Source organism: Delftia sp. WY8 (assembly GCF_018437695.1).
Lineage (GTDB): Bacteria > Pseudomonadota > Gammaproteobacteria > Burkholderiales > Burkholderiaceae_C > Comamonas > Comamonas tsuruhatensis.
Genome location: NZ_CP049795.1, coordinates 2,487,973 through 2,513,624, shown reverse-complemented (window position 1 = coordinate 2,513,624; position 25,652 = coordinate 2,487,973). Strand labels below are relative to the sequence as shown.

Below are 25,652 nucleotides of genomic sequence, written 5' to 3'. Positions count from 1 at the left end.
GCCCATGGCCGGGGATTGGTTGACCATCGTCCTGCGCCTGGCGCTTTATCTGGACCTGGCGGCGGCGTTTGGCGTCGCCATGTTCGGACTCTATGCTTTGGGCAACGACGAGCGATCCTCGACGATCTCGCGCCGCTATCGCGTACTCATTGGCGCATCCGCCGCCATCGGCATTGTCCTGTCGATGTGGGGCATGACGGTCATGGCCAAGGCCATGTCCGGCGCCCAAAGCTACGCGGAGCTGTCAACGCACGTTTTCGACATGCTCATTACGGGCACGCACATGGGCATCGCCTGGTGCATTCGCATCCTGGCGTTAGTGACGTGTGTGCTCATCGCAGTGTTGCGCATGAATTCAACACTGCGTTTTGCAGCGATGGCCGCTTCCAGTGGTGTGGCGTTGGCGACCCTTGCATGGGCGGGACATGGCGCCATGGATGACGGCGTGCGCGGATACATTCATCTCGCTTCGGACATCACGCACCTCTGGGCGGCCGGTGCCTGGGTAGGCGCATTGATCGCGTTCTTGGTGCTTGCGGCGAACAAACCAAATACCGGGCAAGGCTCAGTAGAGATCCTGAGCCGAACATCCAATGGTTTCGCTCGGATAGGTACTGTGATCGTGGCGGCACTCGTCGTGACCGGAGCCCTGAATTACCTGTTGATCGCTGGGCCATCGCTTGATCCGCTCTTCTCAACGCTCTATGGCCGCCTGCTCGTAGGAAAACTCCTGTTGTTCGGAGGAATGCTCGCGCTGGCGGCAGCCAATCGGTTTCGACTGAGCCCAAGTCTGGAGGCGGCATTGAGAACAGGCAACCACGCACACGCGGTCGTCAAGCTACGGCAGAGTCTGTTCACGGAGGCGACATTAGCCGTTCTGGTTTTGGCGAGCGTTGCGTGGCTTGGCATCCTTTCTCCCAACGGCACCTAATCCTTGACTGGCACCAAATGACAGCACATGAATTGAATGTAATGCACGGGTAAGCGATCTGTAGATCGCGCGCTTCTACATTTAACGGCGCGGCGCAAGTTGTCGTCGTTTTCACAAAGGAGTCGATCATGAAATCGCAAATTGTCATTGCCGCCCTGTTGAGCGCCCTCTCCGTGCCTGCCTTCGCCGGTCATGCAGCAGCCCAGGCAGCCAAGGAGATGGTTCCGCTGGCTGACGGGGGAACGCTGTACGTCTTCAAGGATGGAAAGATGGCACAGGAAAGTCGCTTCGGACGCGCCGTGTATCAATCCATCGGCGCCTCAGTGGCGACGAAGGACGGGCGGAACATTGCCATTACCAGCAATGAAGTTGCTCGCCTCAGCTCGCTGCTTGAACAGGAGCACGGCGGGTAATTCGCGCGATCTGCTGATGCCTCCCAATGGCGTCAGAAAGAAGTCCCAGCGCCTGTCCGATTCGGATAGGCGCATGGCCTTCGGTGACTACCCCGGACAGAAGATTCAATGTGTAGGTTCAAATAACACTTAAGACTGGCTAACACCACCGATCCACGAAGCGCGCGCAGATGATCGCTGCCGCCAATTTCAGCAGCGCTTCGTGGATATCCAGCCGTCGTTCAAAGCGGATTCGCAGCTTGCCAAAGCCTGCAAACCAGCTGTGCGTCCTCTCCACCACCCACCGGTGTTTGCCCAGCCGCTCGCTGCTCTCAATGCCTCGTCTGGCAATTCGGCCAATGATGCCCCGCTGCCTCAGGTGGGCTCGGCATCGCTTGAAGTCGTAGCCTTTGTCGGCGTGCAGCTTTGCCGGTCTTCTACGGGGACGTCCTGGCAGGCCAGCAATCGCAGGAATCGCGTCCACGCACCTCTCGAACATCTTGGAGTCGTGCCGGTTCGCGCCGCTGACCAAGATCACCAGCGGGATGCCTCTGGCATCTACGACGATGTGCCGCTTGGAGCCGAGCTTGCCTCTGTCCGTGGGGTTTGGGCCCGTTTCCTGGCCCCCCGGGGGCTTGGTACCGAGGAGCCATCAATGCTGGCCCGGCTCCAATCGATTTGGTCATGTTCACGCAAGCGAGTCAGCATGGCCTGGTGCAGCTGCTCCCAGACACCAGCGGCGTTCCAGTCGCGTAGGCGCCGCCAGCAAGTCATGCCGCTGCCGTAGCCCAGGGATTGGGGAAGGTCTTCCCATGGAATGCCTGTTTGCAGCACGAACAAGATGCCGTTGAGGGCGGCCTCATCGCTGACTGCGAGCTTGCGCGCACCGCCTTTGGCAGAAGGCACGAAGGCTGGGATCAGGGGTTGTAGCTGTCGCCACAGTTCTTTGCTAACGGGTCGTCTTGCCATGAGGGCAGCGAGCATAACTGCTCTGCGGGGGCCTGTGACGAAGTGGTGTTAGCCACTCTTAATAGGAGATTGATTTGTGGAGCTTCGTCATCTACGGTGTTTCCTCGCTGTAGCAGAGGAGCTTCACTTTGCCCGCGCTGCCGAGCGGTTGCACATCGACCAATCTCCGTTATCTCGCACCATCAAGGAGTTGGAGGAAGAACTCGGCGCACGCCTGTTTGTCCGCACCACTCGCAGCACACAACTGACCCGCGCTGGACGGCTGTTTCTGGAGCACGTTCAGCGAGTCTTTACAGTGCTGGAGCAGGCCCGCGATAGTGTCAAGTCCGCCGCCAACGGCTTTTGCGGCCAGTTGCGTATTGCCTTGTCCGATGGCGTCACGCCTTCGCGCCTGCCGGCATTGCTGGCGCGCAGCCGCGAAGAGGACCCCGAGGTGGAAATCCGATTGTTCGAGGTGCCTTTGGATCAGCAGATCAAGGGGCTTCATAGCGACCTGTATGACGCGGGCTTCTCGATGGCAGAGGATGCAGGTGATGGCATCATCGTCACTCCTGCATGGGAAGACGAATTGATGGTGGCGGTACCAGCCCGCCATCCGGTGCTTGCCTTCAAACAGATCCCGCTGAAGGAGGTGTTGCGCCATCCGCTGGCGCTGGGCGACCCAGCAGTGTGCGAAGGCCACGCGCGCCAGGTCGATCGGTTCCTACGCACATGCGGACAAGAGCCGCTGATCGCGCAGCGCGTGGCGACCTTCGACGTGATGATGACTTTAGTCTCCGCCGGCTTAGCATTGGGCTTGGCGGGCGAGGCGCACATTGCTTCCAGCCGCGAGCCGGGAGTCGTGGCCCGGCGCTTGGCGGGCAAGCCGACTATGCTCATGACCTATCTGCTGCGCCGCGATACGGAGCCGTCCGAAATGCTGGCTCGATTTATCGAACGAGTAGATTTTATTGATTCGGCTGATGAACTCGGCATCCCCGAAGACCTTCCACGCGACCGATAGTAGGAATAAGGCTATGAACAAAGTGATATTGCTGATATTGGTCACTGCACTGCCTGCATGCGGTCCTTCTCAACCTTCGGAAACCGTGGATGCGCTCGTAGCCAATCCCGAACGCATCAAAGAGATTCAACGTCAATGCAAGGAAGACCGCGCGAAGGTTGGCGACGAACTATGTCTGCGTGCTGCCGAAGCCGCCAAACGGCGATTTTTCGGTGATCGGCCCGAGCAAAAATCCAAGTAGGTTATCTCTCGGTCGCTTCGCTGCGACGAAGTTCTCGCTGTTACCTCACTACGCCGCAATGCGCTCGCGCTTGCGGCGTTTTTATTGCTTTCGCCACTAAAGGAAATCTGACTTTTTGGGCCTAAATTGCCGCCACATCGGCCTTTGACCGACCTGCGCGAACGCCTTGATCCTCAGTGCTGCGGCACCTCTGTGTGCCGTGATCGGAGGCGAGGTTATGCAAGGGACGAACGTGCTGTTCGGTCAGATCGCCGTGGTATTCGGCATCGTGATCGCTGGCGTATGGAGCGCCACGCAATGGACAGCAGCAGCCCTTGGCTACCAGCTACGCCTTGGCTCGCCCTGGTTCGATCTTCTCGGCACACCGATCTACCACCCGTGGAAACTGTTCGAGTGGTGGTTCTTCTTCGATGCCTACGCGCCGCGCGTGTTCGATACCGGCGGCGCCATCGCGGGCGGCAGTGGCCTGCTGGCGGTGGTGGTCGCCATCGGTATGTCGATCTGGCGCTCGCGCCAATCGCGGCTGGTTACGACCTACGGCTCGGCACGCTGGGCGAACGCGGATGACATTCGCAAGGCTGGCCTCACGCAGCCGGCCGGCGTGTTCCTCGGCCAGCACGACCGCCAGTACCTGCGGCATGAAGGCCCGGAACACGTCCTGACCTTCGCGCCCACGCGCTCGGGCAAAGGTGTGGGCCTGGTGGTGCCGACGCTGCTTTCCTGGCCAGCCTCGGCCGTCATCCACGACATCAAGGGCGAGAACTGGCAGATCACCGCCGGTTGGCGCTCGCGCTTCTCGCATTGCCTGCTGTTCAACCCGACCGATGCGAAGTCAGCGGCCTACAACCCGCTGCTGGAGGTACGGCGCGGCGCGCATGAGGTGCGCGACGTGCAGAACATCGCGGACATTCTGGTTGATCCCGAAGGTGCGCTGGAGAAGCGCAACCATTGGGAAAAGACCTCGCACGCGCTACTGGTTGGGGCCATCCTGCATGTGCTCTACGCAGGCGAAGACAAGACTCTGCGCGGCGTCGCCAACTTCCTCTCCGACCCGGCCAGTCCGTTCGAGCTGACCTTGCATCGGATGATGACTACGCCGCACCTCGTGAACGAGGAAGGTGGTGGCCCACATCCCGTGGTGGCATCCGCTGCGCGCGAAGTCCTCAACAAGAGCGATAACGAACGCTCGGGCGTGCTGTCCACGGCCATGTCGTTCCTCGGCCTGTACCGCGATCCCACGGTGGCCGAAGTCACCTCGCGTTGCGATTGGCGCATCGCTGACCTGATCGCTGCCGAGCATCCGGTATCGCTGTACCTCGTGGTGCCGCCTTCGGACATTTCGCGGACGAAGCCGCTCATTCGCCTGATCCTCAACCAGATCGGCCGGCGCCTCACCGAATCGCTCGACGGCTCCGACGGCATTCAGCGCCGCCACAAGCTGCTGCTGATGCTCGATGAGTTCCCGGCGCTGGGGCGGCTCGACTTCTTCGAGACGGCCCTGGCCTTCATGGCGGGCTACGGCATCCGCAGCTTCCTCATCGCGCAGTCGCTCAACCAGATCGACAAAGCCTATGGCCAGAACCATTCGATTCTGGACAACTGCCATGTGCGCGTGACGTTCGCCACGAACGACGAGCGCACGGCCAAGCGCATTTCCGAAACGCTCGGCACCGCTACCGAGCTGCGCGCGCAGCGCAACTACGCGGGCCATCGGCTCGCGCCGTGGCTGGGCCACCTGATGGTGTCGCGCCAGGAAACCGCGCGCCCGCTGCTGACGCCGGGCGAAGTCATGCAGCTTCCGCCTGACGAGGCCGTGGTGATGGTGTCCAGCGTGGCGCCGATCAAGGCGAAGAAGCTGCGCTACTACGCGGACGCCAATTTCAAGCGTCGCGTGCTGCCACCGCCCGCGCTGGCGGATGGGCAGTACGCCGACGCGCCGCCATTGCGGCCCGACGACTGGAGCGGGTTGGCGATTCCGTCCGTGCCCGCTGCACTGGCCGCCGCGTCCGCTGATGGCCTGGAGAACTTGGGTTCGGCCGACGACGGCGGCCCGCGCCGTCAGCCCGAACTCTCCGAAACCGTCGCCTACGACTCCGAGCTGGCCGCTCCCACGGCCGACCTCGCGCTGCTCGATGACGACGACGACCTGCCGCTTCCCCTTCCTCGCCAGCTTGATCCGGCCATGCAGCGCAGCGCCCGGCTGGCTTCCCTCGACCCCAACGACGGAATCGAGCTATGAGCCACTATCGCCTCAACCTGTTCATCCAGCCGGAGCACGCCAAGCGGCTCGATGAGCTGGCCGCCAAGAAAGGCGTGTCCAAGTCGTCCATCGTCGCGGCGGCGCTCGCATCATGGCTGTCGCCCGATGCCGCCGACCAGCGCGAGGCGGCCATTGCCAAGCGGCTGGATCGCCTCTCGCGCCAGGCCGATCGCATGGAGCGCGACCAGAACATCGCCATCGAAACGCTGGCGCTGTTCATCCGCTACTACCTGACCGTGAGCACTCCGGTTCCCGAGGCGCACCAAGACGCGGCACGCGCGCAAGGCAAGGCGCGCTTCGAGCAGTTCACCGAGCAGCTTGGCCGCCACCTGCTGCGGGGCCGCAGCCTGGTGCGCGACGTGGTGGAGGAACTGCATCCCGACCCAATGCGGATGGAAGACGCGGCGGCAGCCGCGCAAGCGCAGGAGCGTGCCTCATGAGCGCCGCGCCTTCATCCCTCACCACCTCGCTCGACCGCCGCATCCAGATGCTGCGCACGGCGATGGGGCCGCTGATCGCCGCCGCGCTCGAAGACCCGGACGTGGTGGAGGTGATGCTGAACCCCGATCGCACCCTTTGGGTGGATCGGCTTTCCAGTGGGCGCGCGCCGATGGGCGCGGAGTTGCCGGAGACGGACGGCGAGCGAATCATCCGCTTGGTCGCGGCCCACGTTGGCGCAGAAGTCCATCGCGGGCAACCGCTGCTGTCCGCCGAGTTGCCCGAAACCGGCGAACGCTTCGAGGGCATCTTGCCGCCCGCTGCGCCGGGGCCGGCCTTCGCGCTGCGCAAGCGCGCCATCGGCGTCATCCCTCTGTCGCGCTACATCGAGGACGGAATGATGACCGCCGAGCAGGCGGGCTTTCTCGTTCGCGCCGTGCGCGAGCGCCAGAACGTCCTGATCGCAGGAGCCACGAGCAGCGGCAAGACCACGCTCGCCAATGCGCTGCTGGCCGAGATCGCCGCCACGGGCGACCGCGTACTGGTGCTCGAAGACACCATCGAGTTGCAATGCGCGGCCCGCGACCATGTGCCGCTGCGCACGCGCGCCGGCGTCGTGTCCATGACCGAACTGGTGCGGTCGTCCATGCGCCTGCGGCCTGATCGCGTCGTCGTCGGCGAGGTGCGCGGCGCCGAGGCGCTGGATCTCATCAAGGTGTGGGGCACCGGCCATCCGGGCGGTATCGCCACGATCCACGCCGGCTCCGCGCTCGGCGCGCTGCTGCGCCTGGAGCAACTGATTCTCGAAGTGGCGGTGAACCCGCCGCGTGCGCTGATCGCCGAGGCGGTCAACGTGGTGATCCATATCGCCGGGCGCGGGCGCAAGCGCCGCATCGAGAGCATCGCCCGCGTCGTCGGCTTTGACGGCGTGGGCTACCGATTGGCGGATTGGGAGGCGGACGCGCTGGACACGCCGTTTCCCGAGTTGTCGCCAAACCCCGATGCCGTACCCGCTGCGGCGACTTCCTCATCCCTTGACTCACTTGGAGAACTGCCATGACGCAGATGACCATTCCTGCTTTCCGTTTTTCTGCAAATCCGGCTTTGCGTCTTGCGCGGCTGCGCTGCCTGGCCCGTCCTGCGGGGCAAGGGCTGCTGCTGGCCGCGTTGCTGTTGTTCCTGGCCGGAGCCGCGCAGGCCGCCGGTTCCTCGATGCCGTGGGAAGGCCCGCTGCAATCCATCCTCGAATCCATCCAGGGGCCGGTGGCGCGCATCGTCGCGGTCATCATCATCATCGCCACGGGCCTCGCGCTCGCGTTCGGCGACACGTCCGGCGGGTTCCGCAAGCTGATCCAGATCGTATTCGGTCTGTCCATCGCGTTCGCCGCTTCGAGCTTCTTCCTGTCGTTCTTCAGCTTCTCCGGCGGGGCGGTCGTATGAGTGCCCCTGACACCTTCGCGGACGGCTTCGAGGTGCCGCTGCATCGCTCGCTGACCGAGCCGATTCTGCTGGGCGGTGCGCCGCGCACCGTAGCGATCGCTAACGGCACGCTGGCCGCCGCTGTCGGCCTGGGCCTGCAACTGTGGATTCCGGGCGTCGTGCTCTGGATCGTCGGCCATTCGCTGGCGGTGTGGGGTGCGCGCGTCGATCCGCAGTTCATGCAGGTCTTCGCCCGGCACATCAAGCACCGCCCGCTGCTGGACGTGTGAGGGGAGGACGCCGCGATGCTGAACCTCGCCGAATACCGCCAGCGCCCGGCCTTGCTTGCCGACTGGCTGCCCTGGGCCGGGCTGGTCGCACCGGGCGTCGTCTTGAACAAGGACGGCAGTTTCCAGCGCACGGCCCGGTTTCGCGGGCCTGACCTCGACAGCGCGACGCAAGGCGAGCTGATCGCCACGTCGGCGCGGTTGAACAACGCGCTGCGCCGCATGGGATCGGGCTGGGCGCTGTTCATCGAAGCCGAGCGCCGGCCTGCGGCCGACTATCCGCACTCGGAGTTTCCCGAGCCGCTTTCGTGGGTGGTGGAGGAAGAACGCCGGGCCGCCTTCGAGGAATCGGGCCATCACTTCGAGAGCGGCTATCACCTGACGTTGCTTTACCTGCCGCCGGAAGAATCCCGCGCCCGTGCAGCCAAGATGCTCTACGAGAACACACCGACGAATGGCGTGGACTGGCGCGAGCGGCTGCAAGCCTTCGTCGCGGAAACGGATCGCGTCTTTGACCTGCTCGACGGCGTGATGCCGGAAATCGTCTGGCTGGATGACAGCCAGACGCTGACCTACCTGCACACGACCATCTCGACGCGGCGCTACCGCGTCGGTGTGCCCGAAGTGCCGTTCCACATCGACGCCCTGCTGACCGACTCGCCGCTGGTCGGTGGCCTGGCGCCCATGCTGGGCGACCAGCACCTGCGCGTGGTGTCGGTGCGCGGTTTTCCGACCTCGACCTGGCCGGGGATTCTGGACGACCTCAACCGCTTGGGCTTTGCATATCGTTGGAGTACGCGCTTTCTCTGTCTCGACAAATCCGAGGCGGAAAAGGAACTCACCCGCCTGCGCCGCCAGTGGTTTGCAAAAAGGAAGAACGTCATCGCGCTGCTGCGCGAAACGATCTTCCAGCAGGAAAGCCCGTTGGTCGATACTGACGCCAGCAACAAGGCGACCGACGCCGATGCCGCCTTACAGGAGCTGGGCAGCGATCAGGTCGCCTTCGGCTATCTCACCGCCACGGTGACGGTGCTCGATGCCGACCCGGCCGTAGCCGACGAGAAGCTGCGCATGGTGGAGCGGGTCATCCAGGGGCGCGGCTTCGTCACCATCCCGGAAACGCTCAACGCCGTGGATGCGTGGCTGTCATCCATTCCGGGCAACGCTTACGCCAACGTGCGCCAGCCCATCGTCTCGACGCTGAACCTAGCACACATGATGCCGGTGTCCGCAGTATGGGCGGGGCCGGAAAAGAACGACCACCTCGACGGCCCGCCGCTGATCGTCACGCGCACCGATGGCGCGACGCCGTTCCGGCTGGTGACGCACATCGGCGACGTGGGCCACACGCTGGTCGCAGGCCCGACCGGCATGGGCAAGTCGGTCTTGCTCGCCACGCTGGCGATGCAGTTCCGTCGCTATCGCGGTTCGCGCATCTTCGCCTTCGACATGGGCCGCTCGATGCGGGCCACGATCCTGGGCTTGGGCGGCGAACACTACGACCTGGGCACGGATGGCGAAATCGCCTTCCAGCCCTTGGCACGCATCGACCGCGAGGGCTACCGCACCTGGGCCGCAGAATGGGTCGAAGGCCGCTTGCTGCACGAAGGCGTGGCGGTCGGCCCCGACGAGAAGGCGGCTATCTGGTCGGCGCTTGGAAGCCTCGCCGGTGCGCCGGTGGAGCAGCGCACGATGACCGGCCTGTCGGTGCTGCTGCAATCGAACGCGCTGCGCCAGGCGCTCGCGCCCTACGTGCTCGGTGGTGCGCACGGCAAGCTGCTGGACGCTGACCACGACCGGCTCGGCATGGCCGACGTGCAGTGCTTCGAGATGGAGGAGCTGATGCACAGCAAGGCCGCCGTCATGGCCGTGCTGCATTACCTCTTTGCGCGCTTCGATGAACGCTTCGACGGATCGCCCACGCTGCTGATCCTCGATGAAGCGTGGTTGTTCCTCGATGACCCGGTGTTTGCCGCGCGTATCCGCCAGTGGCTCAAGACGCTACGCAAGAAAAACGTGTCGGTGATCTTCGCCACGCAGTCGCTCGCGGACATCAAGGATTCGAGCATCGCCCCCGCGATTATCGAAAGCTGCGCCAGCCGCATCTTCCTGCCGAACCCGCAGGCGACTGAGCCGCAGATTCGCACGATCTACGAAGGCTTCGGCCTCAACAGCCGGCAGATCGAGATCGTCGCCACCGCGCAGCCCAAGCGCGACTACTACTACCAATCCCGCCTCGGCAACCGCCTGTTCGACCTCGACCTGGGGCCGGCCGCGCTGGCGTTTGCGGGCGCTTCCACGCCGCAAGACCAGCGCGACATAGACCGCGTGCTGCTGGACGCCGGCGTACCCGGCTTCGCGGGCGCCTGGCTGCGCCATCGCGGCCTCGATTGGGCGGCCGACCTGCTGCCCTCGTTCCCCGGCCTTGCGCCGGGTTCCCTCGCTGATCAACCCCTGGAGAACCTGTCATGAAAAAGCGTCTTGTCGCCGCCGCAATCGCGGCCATGCTTTGCACCGCCACCGCCCATGCGCAATGGGTCGTGGTCGATCCCACCAACCTCGTGCAGAACACGCTGACCGCGATCCGCACGCTGGAGCAGATCAACAACCAGATCCAGCAGCTTCAGAACGAAGCGCAGATGCTGATGAACCAGGCGCGCAATCTCGCCAGCCTGCCATCCAGCGTGGTCGGCCAGTTGCGCGCCAATCTGGCGACCACGCAGCGGCTGATCGACCAGGCGCGCGGCCTGGCCTACGACGTGACGAATCTGGATCGGGAGTTTCAGCGCCTGTATCCCGAGCAGTACGCCGCCACGGTGAGCGGCGACCAGATGTACCGCGACACGCAGGAGCGATGGAAGAACACGCTCAACGGCTTGCAGACCACGATGCGGATGCAGGCCCAGGTTTCGCAGAACCTGGGCGAAGACGAAAGCGTGCTCGCCGACCTCGTGGGCAAGAGCCAGTCAGCCGAAGGTGCGTTGCAGGCGATGCAGGCCATGAACCAGTTGCTGGCCTTGCAGGCCAAGCAGTCGATCCAGTCGCAGCGGCTCCAGATCACGCAGGATCGCGCTGCCGCGCTGGAACTGGCGCGGCAGGCGGCGGCCACGGAGCGCGGACGTGAGATGACGCGCCGCTTCCTGGGCAGTGGCACGCCGTACACGCCGCAAGCCGTCGATTTCTACAACCACTGACGAGGTGCGGCCATGAAGTACGCGCCTGTCGTGTTCGCTCTCGCGTTCCTGCTGTCCGGCTGCGATCAGCCGCTGTCGGTGGCTTCACTGGCCGCCGATCCATCCCGGTTGCACACGCTGCGCGCGCAGTGCCGCACGGGCGCGCACGACGGCGCGTTTTGCGCGCAGGTGGCCCAGGCCGACCTGCGGCGCTTTCTCTCCGGCCAGACCGGGCCGAGCGAGTATCAGACGCTAGCCGACCTGCCGCCGATTCCGCCCAGCTTCGATGAACCCGCCGATGCCGATGCGCCTGGGCAGGAGGACTCACCATGAACGACGTAACGATCATCGACCGCTTCCTCGATACCTTCTCGCGCTACATCGACTCGGGCTTTGGACTGCTGCATGGCGAGGTGGCGTTTCTGACCGCCACGCTGATCGTCATCGACATGACGATCGCCGGGCTGTTCTGGGCGATGGGCCATGCCGTCGGCCAGGGCGAGGACGTGATCGCCAAGCTGATCCGCAAGGTGCTGTACGTCGGTGCCTTCGCCTACATCATCGGCAACTTCAACACGCTGGCCGGCATCCTGTTCCGCTCCTTCGCCGGGCTGGGCCTAACGGCCAGCGGCTCGACCTTGAGCATGGAGAACTTCCTACACCCTGGGCGGCTGGCCAAGGTCGGCATCGACGCCGGTGCGCCGATCCTTGAGCAGATCGGCAACATGGCGGGCTTCCCCGAGGTGTTCGTGAACATCACGCCCATCGTCGTGATGTTCCTCGCGTGGTTGATCGTCATCCTGTGCTTCTTCGTGCTGGCGATCCAGCTTTTCATCACGCTGATCGAGTTCAAGCTGACCACGCTCGCCGGCTTCGTGCTGGTGCCGTTCGCGCTGTGGAACAAGACCGCGTTCCTCGCCGAAAAGGTGCTGGGCAACGTGGTGTCGTCCGGCATCAAGGTGCTGGTGCTCGCCGTCATTGTGGGCATCGGCTCGGGGCTGTTCGCCGAGTTTCAGGTACATCCCGCCGAGCCATCCATCGACCACTCCGTGGTCGTGATGCTGGCCTCGCTGACCCTGCTGGCCTTGGGCATCTTCGGGCCAGGCATTGCAACCGGGCTGGTGTCTGGCGGGCCGCAGCTTGGCGCGGGTGCGATGGCCGGTGCTGCGCTGGGCGCTGCGGGCGCTGCCGTTGCCGTCGGCGCCGCAGCCACGGGCGTCGGCGGCGCGGTAGCTGCTGGAGCGCGCATGGCGCCCGCTGCCGCCAAGCTGGCCGGCAGCGGCGCGCGGGCTGCCGCTGGGGCTGCCAGCAGTGCACGGTCGGCGTTCCAGGCCGGTTCCGCTTCGGCCGGCGGCGGCCTCAAGGGTGCCGCTGCGGGCTTCGGCAATGTCGCCAAGACAGGCGCTCAGGCAGCCGGGCAGAAGGTGGCCGATGGCGCGCGTTCGATGAAGGAACGTGCCGCCGCAGCTTTCCGCCAGGAAGGCACGACTTCGGCGGGAGGCGGTACAGCCGCCGCATCGGGCGGCCCAGCGTCTGGTGGTGATACGCCCTCCACCGCGCCGCAGGAGCAACCCGCCTGGGCCAAACGCCTGCATCGCCGCCAGCAACTCACCCATGCCGCAACCACCGCCGCCCACACGCTGCGCGGGGGCGACGGCGGCAGTTCCAGCCAGGGGCCGAGTCTGCGCGATTCCGATTCCTGATCTTCAAGGAGAACACCCATGCGATTCAAACGACCGCAGGTGCGCTATGCCGACACGCCGCAGCCTGCTACTCCGTACCAATCCGCCGCACAGGTGTGGGACGAGCGCATCGGCTCGGCCCGCGTGCAGGCGAAGAACTGGCGTTTCATGGCCTTCGGCTGTCTCACGCTGGCCGTGCTGATGGCCGGGGGCCTGGTCTGGCGCTCGGCGCAATCCATCGTGACACCCTATGTCATCGAGGTGGACAACGCGGGCCAAGTGCGCGCCGTGGGCGAGGCCGCTACGCCGTACCGGCCCAGCGATGCGCAGATCGCCTACCACCTGGGCCGCTTCATCGGCCTGGTGCGCTCGCTGTCCATCGACCCGATCGTGGTGCGGCAGAACTGGCTGGACGCCTACGACTACACCACCGACAAGGGCGCCGTGGTGCTCAACGAGTACGCCCGCGTGAACGATCCGTTCGCGCGCATCGGCAAGGAGTCGGTGACGGTGCAGATCACCAGCGTGACCCGCGCCAGCGACGCCTCTTTCAACGTGCGCTGGACGGAACAACGCTTCGTCAACGGCGCTCCTGCTGGCACCGAACGCTGGAACGCGGTGATTTCCATCGTGCAGCAGACCCCGCGCACCGAACAGCGCCTGCGCAAGAACCCGTTGGGCATCTACGTCAACGGCCTGTCGTGGAGCCGCGAACTGGATTCTTCCGAAGGAGCCAAGCCATGAACCCGTCTTTCCGTACTTACGTTTCCGTGCTGGCGCTCGCGGCCCTGGCGGGCTGCGCCACCCAGGGCAAGCCGCCGCCGACCATCTCGCTCGATGAGCCGGTGCAGGCGCAGCCGCTGCCGGAGCCGCCTGCACCTGTGGAGGCGGTCGCTGTGCCCGAGGTGCTGCCGATGCCGGCACAGTTGAAGCCAGCGCCCGAGGGCGAAGAAGCCAAGCCGGCGCCGGAGCCGGTCGACGAGAAGGTGCGCGTCTCACGGGCCAATACCGAGGCGCGCGTCGCGCCCACGCGCGAGGGCTACGTCAACGCGATTCAGGTGTGGCCTTTCACGGACGGCGCGCTGTATCAGGTCTATGCGGCCGTGGGCCGCGTGACCGTGATCGCGCTCCAGCCCGGTGAGGAACTGGTGACGGTGGCCGCTGGCGACACGGTGCGCTGGATCGTGGGCGACACATCGAGCGGCAGCGGGGATGCGCTGCGCGTGAACGTGATGGTCAAGCCCATCCGCTCGGGCCTCAAGACGAATCTCGTTGTAACCACCAGCCGACGCACCTATCTGCTGGAACTGACCTCGACAGAGAAGACATGGATGGCGTCGATATCCTGGGAGTACCCCAAGGACAAGATGCTCGCCTTGCAGCGCCAGGCGCAGGCGGCCAGCGCCGCCGCGCCGGTCGAGACCGGGCTGTCGCTGGAGAAGATCCGTTTCCGCTATGCCATCAGTGGCAGCAATCCGCCGTGGAAGCCGCTGCGCGCCTTCGATGACGGCGAGAAGGTATATATCCAGTTTCCCGCCGGCATCGCCCAGGGCGAGTTGCCGCCGCTGTTCGTGATCGGTGCGCAGGGCGACGGGCAATTGGTGAACTACCGCTTCCGCTCGCCGTATTTCATCGTTGATCGCTTGTTCGGCGCTGCCGAGTTGCGCTTGGGCGGGGACAAGGGCGACGTGGTGCGGATCGAGCGCACCGACGGCACGCGGGGGAACTGACCATGAGCCAGGACGACACCCCCGACCTCACCACGCCGCAGGCGGGCAAGGTCGCGCCCGAGGCGGTGGCGCTACGCGCCCAGCCGTGTCCGGTCACGCGCCTGAACCGGCGCACGCTGGCCGTCCTCGTCGGCGGCCTGTCGGTCGCCGTGCTCGGGGCCACGATCTGGTCATTGCAGCCGCATCGGCGCGGCACTGGCGAACAGACCGAGCTTTACAACGTGGATCGCGTATCGAAGTCCGAGGGGCTGGATGGCCTGCCTTCCGACTACTCGAAGCTGCGGAAGGTGCCCGAGTTGGGGCCGCCGCTGCCGGGCGATCTTGGCCCCGCCATCGTCGCTTCGCAGCAGCCGGCCGTAGCCGCTTACGCGGCCCCCGGCCACGATCCGAATGACGCTTTGCGCAAAGAGGCGGAAGCCGCTGCGGCTTCGTCGGTGTTCTTCCGCTCCGGCGGCCAGGGCCAAGGCCAGGCCGCAACGGTGGCGCAGGCGGCGCCGGGTGCGCCGGGTGCTGCAAGCGCGCTCGCAGCCTTCGACCCGCTCGCCGCCGGGCCGGCCTCGACGGCGGCCCAGCCCGCCGACCCGACCGCCACGCAGAACCGGCAAGACCAGAAGGAGGCGTTCCTGAAAGGCGGCTCTACGGAAACCCGCAATTCCGGCAACCTGGCGCTGCCGGCGTCGCCGTATCAGGTGATGGCCGGTACGGTGATCGCCGGGGCGCTGGTCACAGGCATCAAGTCCGATCTTCCGGGCGATGTGATCGCCACCGTCACGGAGCCCGTCTATGACACGGCCACGGGCAAGTTCCTGCTGATCCCGCAGGGATCGCGCATCCTCGGGCGCTACAACAGCCAGGTCAGCTACGGGCAGAGCCGCGTACAGGTGGTATGGAACCGGGTCATCCTGCCCGACACGTCATCGCTGACGCTCGACAACCTCGTGGGCACCGACCCGGCCGGCTACGCCGGCCTGGAAGACGACGTGGACTGGCACTGGAACCGCGTCTTCGCCGGCGCCGTGTTGACGACGCTGCTGGGCGTGGGCGCCGAGCTGGCCGCGCCGGAGAACCGCCAGGACGGCAACCGCATCGTCATCGCCGGGCGCGACAGCGCACAGGACAGCATCAATCAGGTCGGCCAGGAGATCACTCGGCGCAACATGAACATCCAGCCGACGCTGACAGCACGACCGGGCTTGCCGGTTCGGGTGATCGTGGCGCGCGACCTCGTGTTGCGTCCTTACCAACCCATGTTCTATCAGCTTGGAGGTGCGCGATGAGTACCGCCCGAAAACTCCGCCTCGGCCCGTTGCCGTCCAGCGGTAGCACGAAGCTGACGTTCACCTGCCCGGCCAGCCTGAAAGCCGACCTGGACGCCTACGCCGCACTGCACGCGCAGACGTATGGCGAGGCCGTCGATGCAACGACGTTGATCCCGCACATGCTGGAGACGTTCATGGCGGGGGATCGGGGATTCAGAAAGGGAAGCAGGGGCAAGGCCGCACCGCCGAAGTCGGGTTGACGATGTGGACGCATCCACCACCCACTCACGATGAAAGCGCAGCCCTCGGGTTGCGCTTTCGCTTTCTGGGGATGGATTGCGACAGGCCGGGGCATAAGATGGCTATGCGATCTTGCCCGCTGCGGCGCCCCTGCGTTTGCCACCGCAAAGCGCCCATGTGGCACCTAGCCAGAAATGCAGCAAGCGCGCGCCGCAGCCCGAATCTAGGCTAACCTATTGCCCCATAAGACCTTTTGCGCCGCTGCATGACCTCACAAAAGACTTGACAGCGGACATTTTTCATCGCCGGGCCGCCCCAAGATGAAAAGCGGCCCCCTTGGGGGGCAGCGGACCTTGCGCAGCAAGGGGAGCGTGGGGGCCATTTTTCAACTGAGAAGAATCCAGAGACACCATGCCTTCGACTTCCCGCCGCGGCTTTTTGCAATCGACCGCTGCCGCCGCTGCAGCAGCCACCACCGTGCTGGCCCCCTCGGCCTGGGCCCAGAGCCCCTGGCCCTCCAAGCCCATCCGCATCGTCGTTCCGTACACGGCAGGCGGCTTCACCGACCAGATGGCGCGCCTGCTGCAGGTCGGCCTGCAAAAGGCCCTGGGCCAGCCCGTCATCGTGGAGAACAAGCCCGGCGCCAACAGCATCATCGGCGTCGACCAGATCGCCAAGGCCGCGCCGGACGGGCACACCTTCGGCGTGGTCATCGCGGCCTATGCGGCCAACACCACGCTCTATCCCAAGCTGCCCTACAACCCGAAGAAGGACCTGGTCGGCGTCTCGCTGATGGGCGTCTCGCCCCTGGTCGCTGCCGTGGCCATGAATGCGCCCTTCAAGACCACCCCCGAGCTGATCGCCTATGCGAAGGCCAATCCCGGCAAGGTGGGCTTCGGCTCCTCGGGCAGCGGCTCCAGCGCCCACCTGACCACCGAGCTGATGAAGCTGCTCACCAGGACGGACATGGTCCACGTGCCCTACAAGGGCGCCGCGCCTGCGCTGGCCGACCTCATGGGCGGCCAGATCCCGCTGTTCCTGGACCCGCCGCCCAACCTCATCCAGCCCGCCAAGGCCGGCCGCATCCGCCTCATCGGCGTGGCCAGCGACAAGCGCCTGGCCGCGCTGCCCGACGTGCCCACCTTCGTGGAGCAGGGCTACGACGGCCTGCTGGGCAGCACCTGGGCGGCCATGATCGCGCCGGCCGGCGTGCCGCGCGAGATCGTGCAGCGCATGTCCGCCGAGGTGTCGCGCATCATCCGCAGTGCCGAGGTGTCGCAGCGGCTGGAGCAGGTGATGGGGACGTTTGCGGAGGGGTCCACGCCTGAGGAGTGCGATCGGTTCATTGCTGCCGAGACGGAGAAGTGGGGGAGGGTGATTCGGGAGGCGAAGGTGACGGTGGACTGAGTCTTTCTTGTTCTCGGGTCTGTTTTTTGACCCTGCCGGGTGGTTGTTTTTCGAGGCCGGGTTTCGGCCCGGCGGCCGACCCGCTTTCTTGTCGCGCGGCCGGGGAGCCGGCCACAAGAAAGTATGCAAAGAAGCGCGCCTCGTACTGCCCACGATCCTTTGCTTCGCTGCGCGACTCACGTTGGGCAGAAGGGGGAGACTGGGGACAGCCCACGGCCCACGGCCCACAGCCAGTAGCCGATGCGCATTGCTGCGCTCGGCTGTTTTCATGGGATCTTGGCGGTGGTGTAGAGGACATCGCTCCTGTCTTCCACACGGTTGGCCTTCGATTCGGCAGAGAACGCTCCAAACTGGATGGAATGCAGCTTGGCATACAGTCCCTGGCGGTCGAGGAGTTGCGCATGCGAGCCTTCCTCTACAACCCGACCAGCTTCCAGTACGACGATCTTGTCTGCCACGGCGATGGTGGACAGGCGATGCGCAATGACGATGCTTGTGCGGCCCGCCATCAGGCGTTCCATGGCCTGCTGGATCAATCTCTCCGATTCCGAGTCAAGTGCCGAGGTGGCCTCATCGAGTATCACGACGCTGGCGTTCTTGTAGATGGCCCTTGCAATCGCAAGGCGCTGGCGCTGCCCGCCCGACAGGTGGGTGCCGTTGTGGCCGACCAGGGTCTGCAGCCCGTGTGGCAATGCGTCCACTGTGGCGAGCAGGTTGGCCGCCTGCAATGCTGACCGGAGCCGTTGAGGATCGGGATCCGTATCGAGGCAGACGTTGTATTCGATGGAGCCATTGAAGAGTACGACGTCCTGGCTCACCATGGCCACCTGGGCCCGCAGGCACTGCAAGTCCCAGTCTGGCAGGGGCACTCCATCCAGCTCGACCACACCGCCCGACGGTGAAAGGAATCGCGGCAGCAGATTGGCCAAGGTACTTTTGCCGGCTCCTGAGGGGCCGACGAGCGCGACCATGGAACCCGGTTCGATTTCCAGCGTCAGTCCGGCCAGCGCCGGCCTTGTACCGTCTGGCCCGAACTGCACGGTGACATCTCGCAAGGAAAAATGGCCTGCCACATGGTCCTTCCTCAGGGGGCCGCCCGCCTCGGATGGCTCATCGTCGATGAGTGCGATGCCTCTTTCGATAGCCGCCATTCCCCGGGCCACGGAGGCGGATACGTCCGTCAATCTGCGGATGGGGTTGGCAATACCTGCGGCCGCCGCGATGAAGGCCACGAAAGAACCCATTGGCGTTCCGGTGCTGCTGCTTTGCCACAGCGCCAGGGCGACCACGGTCGCCAAGGCGATGGCTGTGAACAACTGGGTCAATGGCGATGCCGATGCACTGGCAACCGTTGACTTCATCAGCAAGCGGTTGAGTGCGCGGCTTTCCTGCCGGAACCGGGCCGCCTGCGGTGTCTGCAACCCATGCAGCCGCACGATGCGCCATGCGAGCACATTCTCTTCCACGACATAGCCCAGGCGATCGATGGCCGTCTGAGATGCTTTGGTGATTCTTCGCAGCCGCTGGCCAAATGCACGTATGGTCACGGCCAGGACCGGGGTGAGAACGCCCAGGACCAGCGTCAGCTTCCAGTTCAGCATGAGCAGTGTCGCCAGCAGCGCAAGAATGCTGAAGCTGTCCTTCAGGATGGTCTGGATGGCCCCCGTCAATTGCACCACTCCTGCCGCTGATTCGTACACGATCGTGTTGGTCAAGCTGTTCGCAGGGCGGGAGGCAAAGAGGTTCGGATCGGCATCCAGCAATTTTCCGAACATCCTCAACCGCAGATTCATGATCCCCTGGTTGGCCGTCCAGGCAAGGCTGTAGTCGACGATGAATACGGCCACTCCCCGCAGGGCGAACACGGCAACCATGCCGATCGGAACAAACCACAGCGGAGGGTGGTCTATATCTGCCAGCCAACCGATGGGCGCGTATTGGAAGCCTCCGTCGACGATGGGCAGCATCAGCCATGCAAAGGCGGCCTCGCATACACCGGCGACGGCAGCAGCCACCGCACCGATGCGGACGGCGAAGGCCGTTCCCCGGAAGTAGGGGCTGATGGCTGCGCCTCGCTTGAACACATTGCTCATGGCCTCGTTGCTCCCCTGGAAATGCGATGGGCAAAAATGAAGCGCCCCGGGATATTCAAAAGACGCAGAAAGCGGTCATTCTGCGTTTTAGTGGTTAGCTCATGATCCGCGATTTCCAATAGACCTTTTGTATGGACTGGTTGCGTGCCCGAGTGCTCGGGCGTACATGCAGCATGTGTGACCTAGCCGATGCGCATTGGTGCGCTCGGCTGTTTCATGGAGTTGGGTGCGGCGTCAGGGTTCGGGCCTGGCGGTGTTGCGCAGGACGTGGATTTCGTCGTCCATGGAGGTGGCCAGCCGTTCGGCGCTGTGCTGGATGGTGCGCAAGGCGCTGATCACCACATCCGGATAGCGCAGGCCTTCTGGCGTCTGCAGCCAAGACTGCGCGAGCTGGGATAGTGCAGAGACCTCGTTGCAGCCTGATTGAACCATGGCGTTCATCTCGGCGACGGCCATGGTCAGTTGCGTGGTTCTGGCGCTGCTGGGTCGGACTTCCTGCTTCATGGCATGGCCCTCCATGTGAATGTGAGGGCGCTCTGAATCATCGGCGCTGTATGCATGGTTCCGTGCTCCTTTGAGAGACTTGAAACCACCAATCCGCGTTCTTACGCGCAGACAGGTGGACGGGATGTTAAGAACACGCTCAAAGCCGTGCGGACGCCCTTGCGGGTAGCCCCATCCCGTCCATAACCGTAGGGACGTGGGCGTACACCCACGATCCGGCAATGCAGACGTGACAAGGCCTCGTTAACGGGGAGGCCGCACCGCTTTGAGAAAAGGTGTTCTTACGCACCAGCCCCTGTACTGGGGGCCACTCGGAATGATAGAGGCTTTGAATGAAAGCGAGGCCAAAGTCCCAGGCCGAGCGCAGCGACGGCCACGACGCAGGTTGCCCGCAGCGAAGCGGAGGGTCGCGGACATTCGGGTCGCCTTCTTTGATCTGACCTCTCTTGGCTAATCAAGAAAGGGCAGTCGGCCGCCGGGCCGAGACCCGGCCTCGAAAAACAACCCCCCGGCAGGGGCAAAAACAATCAAGCAGCCCCCACCCTCCACCGCCTCCTGGGCGCCCTCAACGCATGCCTTTCCCGATAGGCCGCAGGCGCCATCCCCACATACCGCAAGAACACCCGCCGAAACGCCGAGGCATCCCCATACCCGCAGGCCAGCGCCACGGACGGCACGCTCTCCAGCGTGATCTCCAGCAGCACCCGGGCCCGTGCGCAGCGCAGGCGGTGCAGGTGGTCCAGCGGGCTGTGGCCCAGCTCCTGCTGGAAGTGGCGCAGCAGGGTGCGCGGGCTGGTGGATGCCGCGTGCGCGAGGGCCTGCAGGTCATAGGGCTGCTCCACGCGCGCTTCCAGCCAGGCGATGGCATGGGCCAGCACGCTGTTGCGCGTGGCGGGAATGCGGCGGTCCTGCAGGGCGGCGCGGGTGGCGCGTTCGCGCTGGGCATCGGGCTGCAGCACGGCGGCCAGCGCTGCGGCCAGGTCGTCGCCGAAGGCATGGCGTGTGAGTGCAACGGCCATGGGCGCCAAGGCCTCGGGATGGGAGGCGCTGAGCCAGGGCCTGTCGTCCACGAAGGGCTGGCCCTCGGCCAGTTCGATGCCCGGGAAGTCCAGGCCGAAGCCGCCCATGAAATACCAGGGCAGGGCCACAAGCCGGCCCTGGCAGCGGCCGCCCGCCGCCGCAAACCAGGCGGCGCTGCCCAGCGTGCAGACGGCCAGGCCCTGGTCGAAGGCCGTGGTGATGCGGCGCACGAGGGCCGGATGCGCGGCGACGATGTCGCGTATGGAGGGAATGTCAGGGCAGTGCAGCGCGCTCACGAAGACGGCCTGCGCGGGCCCTTCGGCTGCCGCGCCTTCGTCCGCGTGCGGCATGGTGGGCAGGGGCCGGCCCTGGCCGTCGACCCAGCGCCAGCCAAAGCGCGGTGCGCGCCGGCCCAGGCGCAGGCTGGCGACCAGGTTGGCGCTGCGCAGCATCTCCACCAGGTGCGCGGCGTGGCCGATGGCGCTGTGCTCCAGGCAGGGCAGCTCGATGACAAAGGTCCGGGGCATGGCGGTTCTGGCTCCTCGAATGGCGATTTTGACGTGCCCGTCATACGTGCTTCACTTTTAGCATGGCTGCTTGTGCCACTTTCCAGGACCACGAAGATGCTCCACACCAGCGCCGAGACAAAGCCTTCCTCCTTCCCGCGCACAGGCCTGCGCTCCATCGCCCTGGCCGGGCTGCTGACCTGCGGCCTGCCACTGGCGGCCAGCGCCCAGGGGCTCGATGCACAGGGCCTGGCGGCCCTGGATGCCGCCATCCAGCCGCTGGCGCCCAAGATGGTGGAGTGGCGCCGCGACATCCACCAGCACCCCGAACTGTCGGGCCAGGAAGAACGCACGGCCAAGGTGGTGGCCGATCACCTGCGCCGCCTGGGCATGGAGGTGCAGACCGGCGTGGGCGGCACGGGCGTGGTGGGCGTGCTGCGCGGCGGCCGGCCGGGCAAGACCGTGGCGCTGCGTGCCGACATGGACGCGCTGCCCGTGGCCGAGAAGACCGGCCTGTCCTTTGCCTCCAAGGCCAAGGCCCAGTACATGGGCAAGGAGGTTTCGGTCATGCATGCCTGCGGGCACGATGCCCACGTGGCCATGCTCATGGGCGCGGCCGAGGCGCTGGCCGGCATGCGCGCCAAGCTGCCCGGCACGGTGAAGTTCATCTTCCAGCCCGCCGAGGAAGGCGCCCCGGTGGAGGCCGATGCCCACGGCCATGTGCCCAGCTTCGGCGCCAAGGCCATGGTGGAGGCCGGTGTGCTCAAGGACGTGCAGGCCATCTACGGCCTGCACATCACGTCCAACCTGCCGTCGGGCATGGTGGGCTACCGCAGCGGGCCGCTGATGGCGGGTTCGGACAGCCTCAGCATCCAGGTCGAGGGCCGGGGCGGCCATGGCTCGTCGCCGTGGAATGCGGTCGATCCCATCGTCGCGGCCAGCCAGGTGGTGCTGGGCCTGCAGACCGTGGTCAGCCGCCAGCTCAACATCAGCCTGGAGCCGGCCGTGCTGACGATCGGCTCCATCCAGGGCGGCACGCGCTACAACATCATCCCGGACAACGTGGAGATGCAGGGCACGCTGCGCACCTTCGACGAGGACATGCGCCAGGAGGCACACAAGCGCATCACCGCCACGGCCGAGCAGATCGCGGCATCCAGCGGCGCCAAGGCCAAGGTGCGTTTCGGTCCCGTGGCCTATCCGGTGACCACCAACCCCGCCGCACTGACCGAGGCCTCGCTGCCCGCGCTCAAGCTGGCCATGGGCGGCAAGGCCATGGTGATTCCCAAGGTCAGCGGCTCCGAGGATTTCTCGGAGTTCCAGAAGGTGGTTCCGGGCTTCTTCTACTTCCTGGGCGCACCGCCGGCCGGCCAGGATTTCGCGAAGGCGCCGTCCAACCACTCGCCGCTGTTCGATATCGACGAGAAGCAACTGCCCACGGGTGCGCGCTCACTGGCCGCGCTGGCCGTGGACTATCTGCAGCGCAACCCATAGTTATTCGACTCGCCCTGAGCGGCGGAAGCCGCGTCCCGTTGCACGGTGCCCCTGGCTTGAGATCGAGTCCGTGCGAACCGCGTCGGCTCTATTTGGCGCTGGCGATTGCCGATGGGCTTTTCCACCACCGGGCGATGGCAAGGCGGAACGGCAGCAGCAGTGCCACGCCCAGCACCAGCTTCACGCCCAGGTCGCCCAGGGCCCAGGTCACCCAGGGCTCGGCGGCGCCCGCGAAGGCGATGCTCCAGAACAGGAAGGTGTCCAGGCAGGCGGCCAGCAGCGTGGCCACCAGGGGGGCACGCCACCAGCGGCCCGCACGCAGGCGGTGGAACACGCCGATGTCCAGCCACTGCGAGGCAATGAAGGCTGCGCCCGAGGCCAGCGCGATGCGCGGCGGCGCCAGCACCAGCGAGGCGGCCACGGCCACGGCAAAGCCCACCCAGGCCACGCGCCGGGCCTGCTGCGGGCCGAAGCTGCGGTTGACCAGCTCGCTCACCAGGAAGGCGAACGGATAGGTGATGGCGCCCCAGGTCAGCCAGTCGTTGATGGCGTACTGCACCAGGATGTTGGACGACAGCACCACCACGCCCATGGCCGCAATGGCGGCCAGCAGCTGGGTGCGCGAGGGGGCGGCGAAACGGGGCGGACGCGGTGTCATGCTGCGCCACCGGAGCCGCGTGCCCCCGACGAGGGCAGGGGCAGCCCGAGGATGGCGCAGGCCACGGCCTCGCCCACCTTCACGCCATCCACGCCGGCCGACAGGATGCCGCCCGCGTAGCTGGCGCCTTCGCCGGCCGGGTACAGGCCGCGCGTGTTCAGGCTGTGGAAGTCCGCGCCGCGCTCGATCTTCACGGGCGAGGAGGTGCGCGTTTCCACGCCGGTGAGCACGGCATCGTGCATGTCGTAGCCGCGGATCTTCTTGCCGAAGGCGGGCAGCGCCTCGCGCATGGCCTCGATGGCATAGGCGGGCAGCACGTGGTGCAGGTTGGTCAGCGTGATGCCGGGCTTGTAGGAGGGCTCGACCTCGCCCAGCGCGGCCGATTCCTTGCCCGCGATGAAGTCGCCCACCAGCTGGCCCGGCGCGTTGTAGTTGCGCCCGCCCAGCAGGTAGGCCTTGGTCTCCAGCTGGCGCTGCAGCACGATGCCCGACAGCGGGTGCAGCTCGCCGTCCTTGAGGTTTTCCACGCCATGGGTCTTGCCGTCGAAGGCCCAGGCAAAGCTCTTGGCATCGCGCGGGTAGTCGGATGGGTCGATGGCGCAGACCATGCCGGCGTTGGCATTGCGCTCGGCGCGCGAGTACTGGCTCATGCCGTTGGTGACCACGCGCTCGGGCTCGCTGGTGGCCGCCACCACGGTGCCGCCCGGGCACATGCAAAAGCTGTAGACCGCGCGCCCGTTGCTGGCGTGGTGCACCAGCTTGTAGTCGGCCGCACCCAGCAGCGGGTGGCCGGCATGCCTGCCCCAGCGCGCGCGGTCGATCACGCTTTGCGGATGCTCGATGCGAAAGCCCACCGAGAACGGCTTGGCCTCCATGTGCACGCCGCGCTCGTAGAACATGGCGAAGGTGTCGCGCGAGCTGTGGCCCAGGGCCATCACGGCATGGTCGGTCTCCAGCCACTGGCGCTCGCCGCTGTCCTGGTCCAGCACTTCCAGGGCGGTGAGACGGCGGTCCTTGCCCTCGCCTTCGATGCGCATGTCGCACACGCGCTGGCCGAAGCGGATCTCGCCGCCCAGGCGGATGATCTCCTCGCGTATTCCCTCGACCACCTTCACCAGCTTGAAGGTGCCGATGTGCGGATGCGCGGCATAGAGGATCTCGGGCGGCGCGCCGTGGGTGACGAATTCCTGCATCACCTTGCGGCCCAGGTGGCGCGGGTCCTTGATCTGGCTGTAGAGCTTGCCGTCGGAGAAGGTGCCTGCGCCGCCTTCGCCGAACTGCACATTGGACTCGGGCACCAGCTCGCGCTTGCGCCACAGGCCCCAGGTGTCCTGGGTGCGCTCGCGCACCGAGCGGCCGCGCTCGATCACGATGGGCCTGAAGCCCATCTGCGCCAGCACCAGGGCCGCAAAAATGCCGCAGGGCCCGAAGCCCACCACCACGGGCCGGCGCTGCAGGTCGGCAGGCGCCTGGCCCACGGCATGCCAGCGCATGTCGGGCGTGGGGTTCACATGGGCATGGCTGGAGAACTGCTCCAGCAGTGCGGCTTCCTGGCTCTCTTCGGCCAGCGTCAGGTCGACGATGTAGACGGCCAGCAGCTCGGACTTGCGCGCATCGAAGCTGCGCTTGTGCACATGCACGCAGGCAATGGCCTCCTCGGCAATGCCCAGCTGGCGCGCGGCCAGGGCGCGCAGCGGCTCCAGGGGCAGATATTCGGTATGGCTGTCGGGGTGGTATTGCACTGCCGACAGGGGCAGTTTCAGTTCAGAGACGCGGATCATGGCTTGTACCTATCAAGCAGAGGGCCGGCGATGGTAAGCCAAAGTGGGCGACCGCACAGGCTGCGGGCCGCACAGCCTTGGGGTGTGCTCGGGTTCGGATTTTCCGCCAGATATTTCCGGTGCTGGTGCCGTCCCGATCCGGGCACGGACCTTGCATGCAGGGCC

25 protein-coding genes are annotated in these 25,652 nt (G+C 65.7%); 19 read left to right on the top strand and 6 right to left on the bottom strand.

Annotation, left to right across the window (positions count from 1 at the left end):
• The first annotated feature begins 4 nt into the window (after positions 1-4).
• Together copD and G4D77_RS11585 are read left to right on the top strand one after the other, a co-directional pair.
• A complete protein-coding gene (gene copD / locus G4D77_RS11590) occupies positions 5-931 on the top strand; it encodes a copper homeostasis membrane protein CopD (RefSeq protein WP_008063304.1) in 927 nt (308 codons plus the stop codon).
• Positions 932-1,059: 128 nt separating this feature from the next.
• Entirely contained in the window at positions 1,060-1,344 is a 285-nt protein-coding gene (locus G4D77_RS11585) for a CopK family periplasmic copper-binding protein (protein ID WP_016451563.1), read from the top strand.
• Between the two features lie 139 nt (positions 1,345-1,483).
• Here G4D77_RS11585 and G4D77_RS11580 read toward each other — a convergent pair.
• Positions 1,484-2,292, bottom strand: a protein-coding gene (locus G4D77_RS11580; RefSeq protein ID WP_085930546.1) for an IS5 family transposase whose coding sequence is annotated in 2 segments (ribosomal slippage) — positions 1,484-1,962 and positions 1,962-2,292 — 810 coding nt in all. Because the reading frame shifts where the segments join, the coding sequence is not laid out codon by codon here.
• A 76-nt stretch (positions 2,293-2,368) separates the two neighbouring features.
• On the opposite strand from G4D77_RS11580, the gene G4D77_RS11575 reads away from it, so the two are divergent.
• The 16 genes from G4D77_RS11575 (at position 2,369) to G4D77_RS11500 (ending at position 17,431) form a co-directional block, all read left to right on the top strand.
• Positions 2,369-3,295, top strand: coding sequence for a LysR family transcriptional regulator (locus G4D77_RS11575; RefSeq protein ID WP_012202378.1), 927 nt, complete (start codon positions 2,369-2,371; stop codon positions 3,293-3,295).
• 13 nt (positions 3,296-3,308) lie between these two features.
• Positions 3,309-3,536: an EexN family lipoprotein gene (locus tag G4D77_RS11570; protein WP_016451559.1), complete on the top strand. Its 228-nt coding sequence runs from the start codon at positions 3,309-3,311 to the stop codon at positions 3,534-3,536.
• Between the two features lie 217 nt (positions 3,537-3,753).
• On the top strand, positions 3,754-5,775 hold the full coding sequence (locus G4D77_RS11565; RefSeq protein ID WP_012202376.1) for a conjugal transfer protein TraG: 2,022 nt from the start codon (positions 3,754-3,756) through the stop codon (positions 5,773-5,775).
• Entirely contained in the window at positions 5,772-6,236 is a 465-nt protein-coding gene (locus G4D77_RS11560; RefSeq protein WP_012202375.1) for a ribbon-helix-helix protein, CopG family, read from the top strand. The genes G4D77_RS11565 and G4D77_RS11560 overlap by 4 nt, the downstream gene beginning before the upstream one ends.
• Positions 6,233-7,294 (top strand): P-type conjugative transfer ATPase TrbB, encoded by a 1,062-nt coding sequence (gene trbB / locus G4D77_RS11555; protein ID WP_012202374.1) that lies wholly within the window; start codon positions 6,233-6,235, stop codon positions 7,292-7,294. Before G4D77_RS11560 ends, trbB begins: the two co-directional genes overlap by 4 nt.
• Complete coding sequence (locus G4D77_RS11550) at positions 7,291-7,674, top strand: TrbC/VirB2 family type IV secretion system protein (protein WP_012202373.1); 384 nt, start codon at positions 7,291-7,293, stop codon at positions 7,672-7,674. Before trbB ends, G4D77_RS11550 begins: the two co-directional genes overlap by 4 nt.
• Positions 7,671-7,943 (top strand): VirB3 family type IV secretion system protein, encoded by a 273-nt coding sequence (locus G4D77_RS11545; protein WP_003103993.1) that lies wholly within the window; start codon positions 7,671-7,673, stop codon positions 7,941-7,943. The genes G4D77_RS11550 and G4D77_RS11545 overlap by 4 nt, the downstream gene beginning before the upstream one ends.
• 15 nt (positions 7,944-7,958) lie before the next feature.
• Complete coding sequence (gene trbE, locus G4D77_RS11540; protein ID WP_012202372.1) at positions 7,959-10,412, top strand: conjugal transfer protein TrbE; 2,454 nt, start codon at positions 7,959-7,961, stop codon at positions 10,410-10,412.
• The gene (trbJ, locus tag G4D77_RS11535; protein WP_012202371.1) at positions 10,409-11,134 is read left to right on the top strand and encodes a P-type conjugative transfer protein TrbJ; all 726 of its coding nucleotides are present in this window, start codon (positions 10,409-10,411) and stop codon (positions 11,132-11,134) included. The genes trbE and trbJ overlap by 4 nt, the downstream gene beginning before the upstream one ends.
• 12 nt (positions 11,135-11,146) lie before the next feature.
• Entirely contained in the window at positions 11,147-11,446 is a 300-nt protein-coding gene (locus G4D77_RS11530) for an EexN family lipoprotein (protein ID WP_012202370.1), read from the top strand.
• Complete coding sequence (gene trbL, locus G4D77_RS11525; RefSeq protein ID WP_012202369.1) at positions 11,443-12,816, top strand: P-type conjugative transfer protein TrbL; 1,374 nt, start codon at positions 11,443-11,445, stop codon at positions 12,814-12,816. Before G4D77_RS11530 ends, trbL begins: the two co-directional genes overlap by 4 nt.
• 18 nt (positions 12,817-12,834) lie before the next feature.
• On the top strand, positions 12,835-13,539 hold the full coding sequence (trbF, locus tag G4D77_RS11520; protein WP_012202368.1) for a conjugal transfer protein TrbF: 705 nt from the start codon (positions 12,835-12,837) through the stop codon (positions 13,537-13,539).
• Complete coding sequence (gene trbG / locus G4D77_RS11515) at positions 13,536-14,525, top strand: P-type conjugative transfer protein TrbG (protein ID WP_012202367.1); 990 nt, start codon at positions 13,536-13,538, stop codon at positions 14,523-14,525. The genes trbF and trbG overlap by 4 nt, the downstream gene beginning before the upstream one ends.
• Positions 14,526-14,527: 2 nt before the next feature.
• Positions 14,528-15,802: a TraB/TrbI/VirB10 family type IV secretion system protein gene (locus tag G4D77_RS11510; protein ID WP_012202366.1), complete on the top strand. Its 1,275-nt coding sequence runs from the start codon at positions 14,528-14,530 to the stop codon at positions 15,800-15,802.
• The gene (locus tag G4D77_RS11505) at positions 15,799-16,044 is read left to right on the top strand and encodes a DUF2274 domain-containing protein (RefSeq protein ID WP_012202365.1); all 246 of its coding nucleotides are present in this window, start codon (positions 15,799-15,801) and stop codon (positions 16,042-16,044) included. Before G4D77_RS11510 ends, G4D77_RS11505 begins: the two co-directional genes overlap by 4 nt.
• Before the next feature lie 391 nt (positions 16,045-16,435).
• Complete coding sequence (locus tag G4D77_RS11500) at positions 16,436-17,431, top strand: tripartite tricarboxylate transporter substrate binding protein (RefSeq protein WP_154835712.1); 996 nt, start codon at positions 16,436-16,438, stop codon at positions 17,429-17,431.
• 266 nt (positions 17,432-17,697) lie between these two features.
• Here G4D77_RS11500 and msbA read toward each other — a convergent pair whose 3' ends face one another.
• The 3 genes from msbA to G4D77_RS11485 form a co-directional block, all read right to left on the bottom strand.
• Complete coding sequence (msbA, locus tag G4D77_RS11495) at positions 17,698-19,524, bottom strand: lipid A export permease/ATP-binding protein MsbA (RefSeq protein ID WP_154835710.1); 1,827 nt, start codon at positions 19,522-19,524, stop codon at positions 17,698-17,700.
• Positions 19,525-19,758: 234 nt separating this feature from the next.
• On the bottom strand, positions 19,759-20,028 hold the full coding sequence (locus tag G4D77_RS11490; protein ID WP_154835708.1) for a hypothetical protein: 270 nt from the start codon (positions 20,026-20,028) through the stop codon (positions 19,759-19,761).
• Positions 20,029-20,555: 527 nt separating this feature from the next.
• Positions 20,556-21,575 (bottom strand): GlxA family transcriptional regulator, encoded by a 1,020-nt coding sequence (locus tag G4D77_RS11485; protein ID WP_016454774.1) that lies wholly within the window; start codon positions 21,573-21,575, stop codon positions 20,556-20,558.
• 96 nt (positions 21,576-21,671) lie between these two features.
• On the opposite strand from G4D77_RS11485, the gene G4D77_RS11480 reads away from it, so the two are divergent.
• Positions 21,672-23,048: an amidohydrolase gene (locus G4D77_RS11480; protein ID WP_154835706.1), complete on the top strand. Its 1,377-nt coding sequence runs from the start codon at positions 21,672-21,674 to the stop codon at positions 23,046-23,048.
• An 88-nt stretch (positions 23,049-23,136) separates the two neighbouring features.
• Here the strand turns inward: G4D77_RS11480 and G4D77_RS11475 are convergent, their stop codons facing one another.
• Both G4D77_RS11475 and G4D77_RS11470 read right to left on the bottom strand, forming a co-directional pair.
• A complete protein-coding gene (locus G4D77_RS11475) occupies positions 23,137-23,706 on the bottom strand; it encodes a VUT family protein (RefSeq protein WP_154835704.1) in 570 nt (189 codons plus the stop codon).
• On the bottom strand, positions 23,703-25,487 hold the full coding sequence (locus tag G4D77_RS11470) for an NAD(P)/FAD-dependent oxidoreductase (protein ID WP_154835702.1): 1,785 nt from the start codon (positions 25,485-25,487) through the stop codon (positions 23,703-23,705). The genes G4D77_RS11475 and G4D77_RS11470 overlap by 4 nt, the downstream gene beginning before the upstream one ends.
• Between the last annotated feature and the right edge of the window lie 165 nt (positions 25,488-25,652).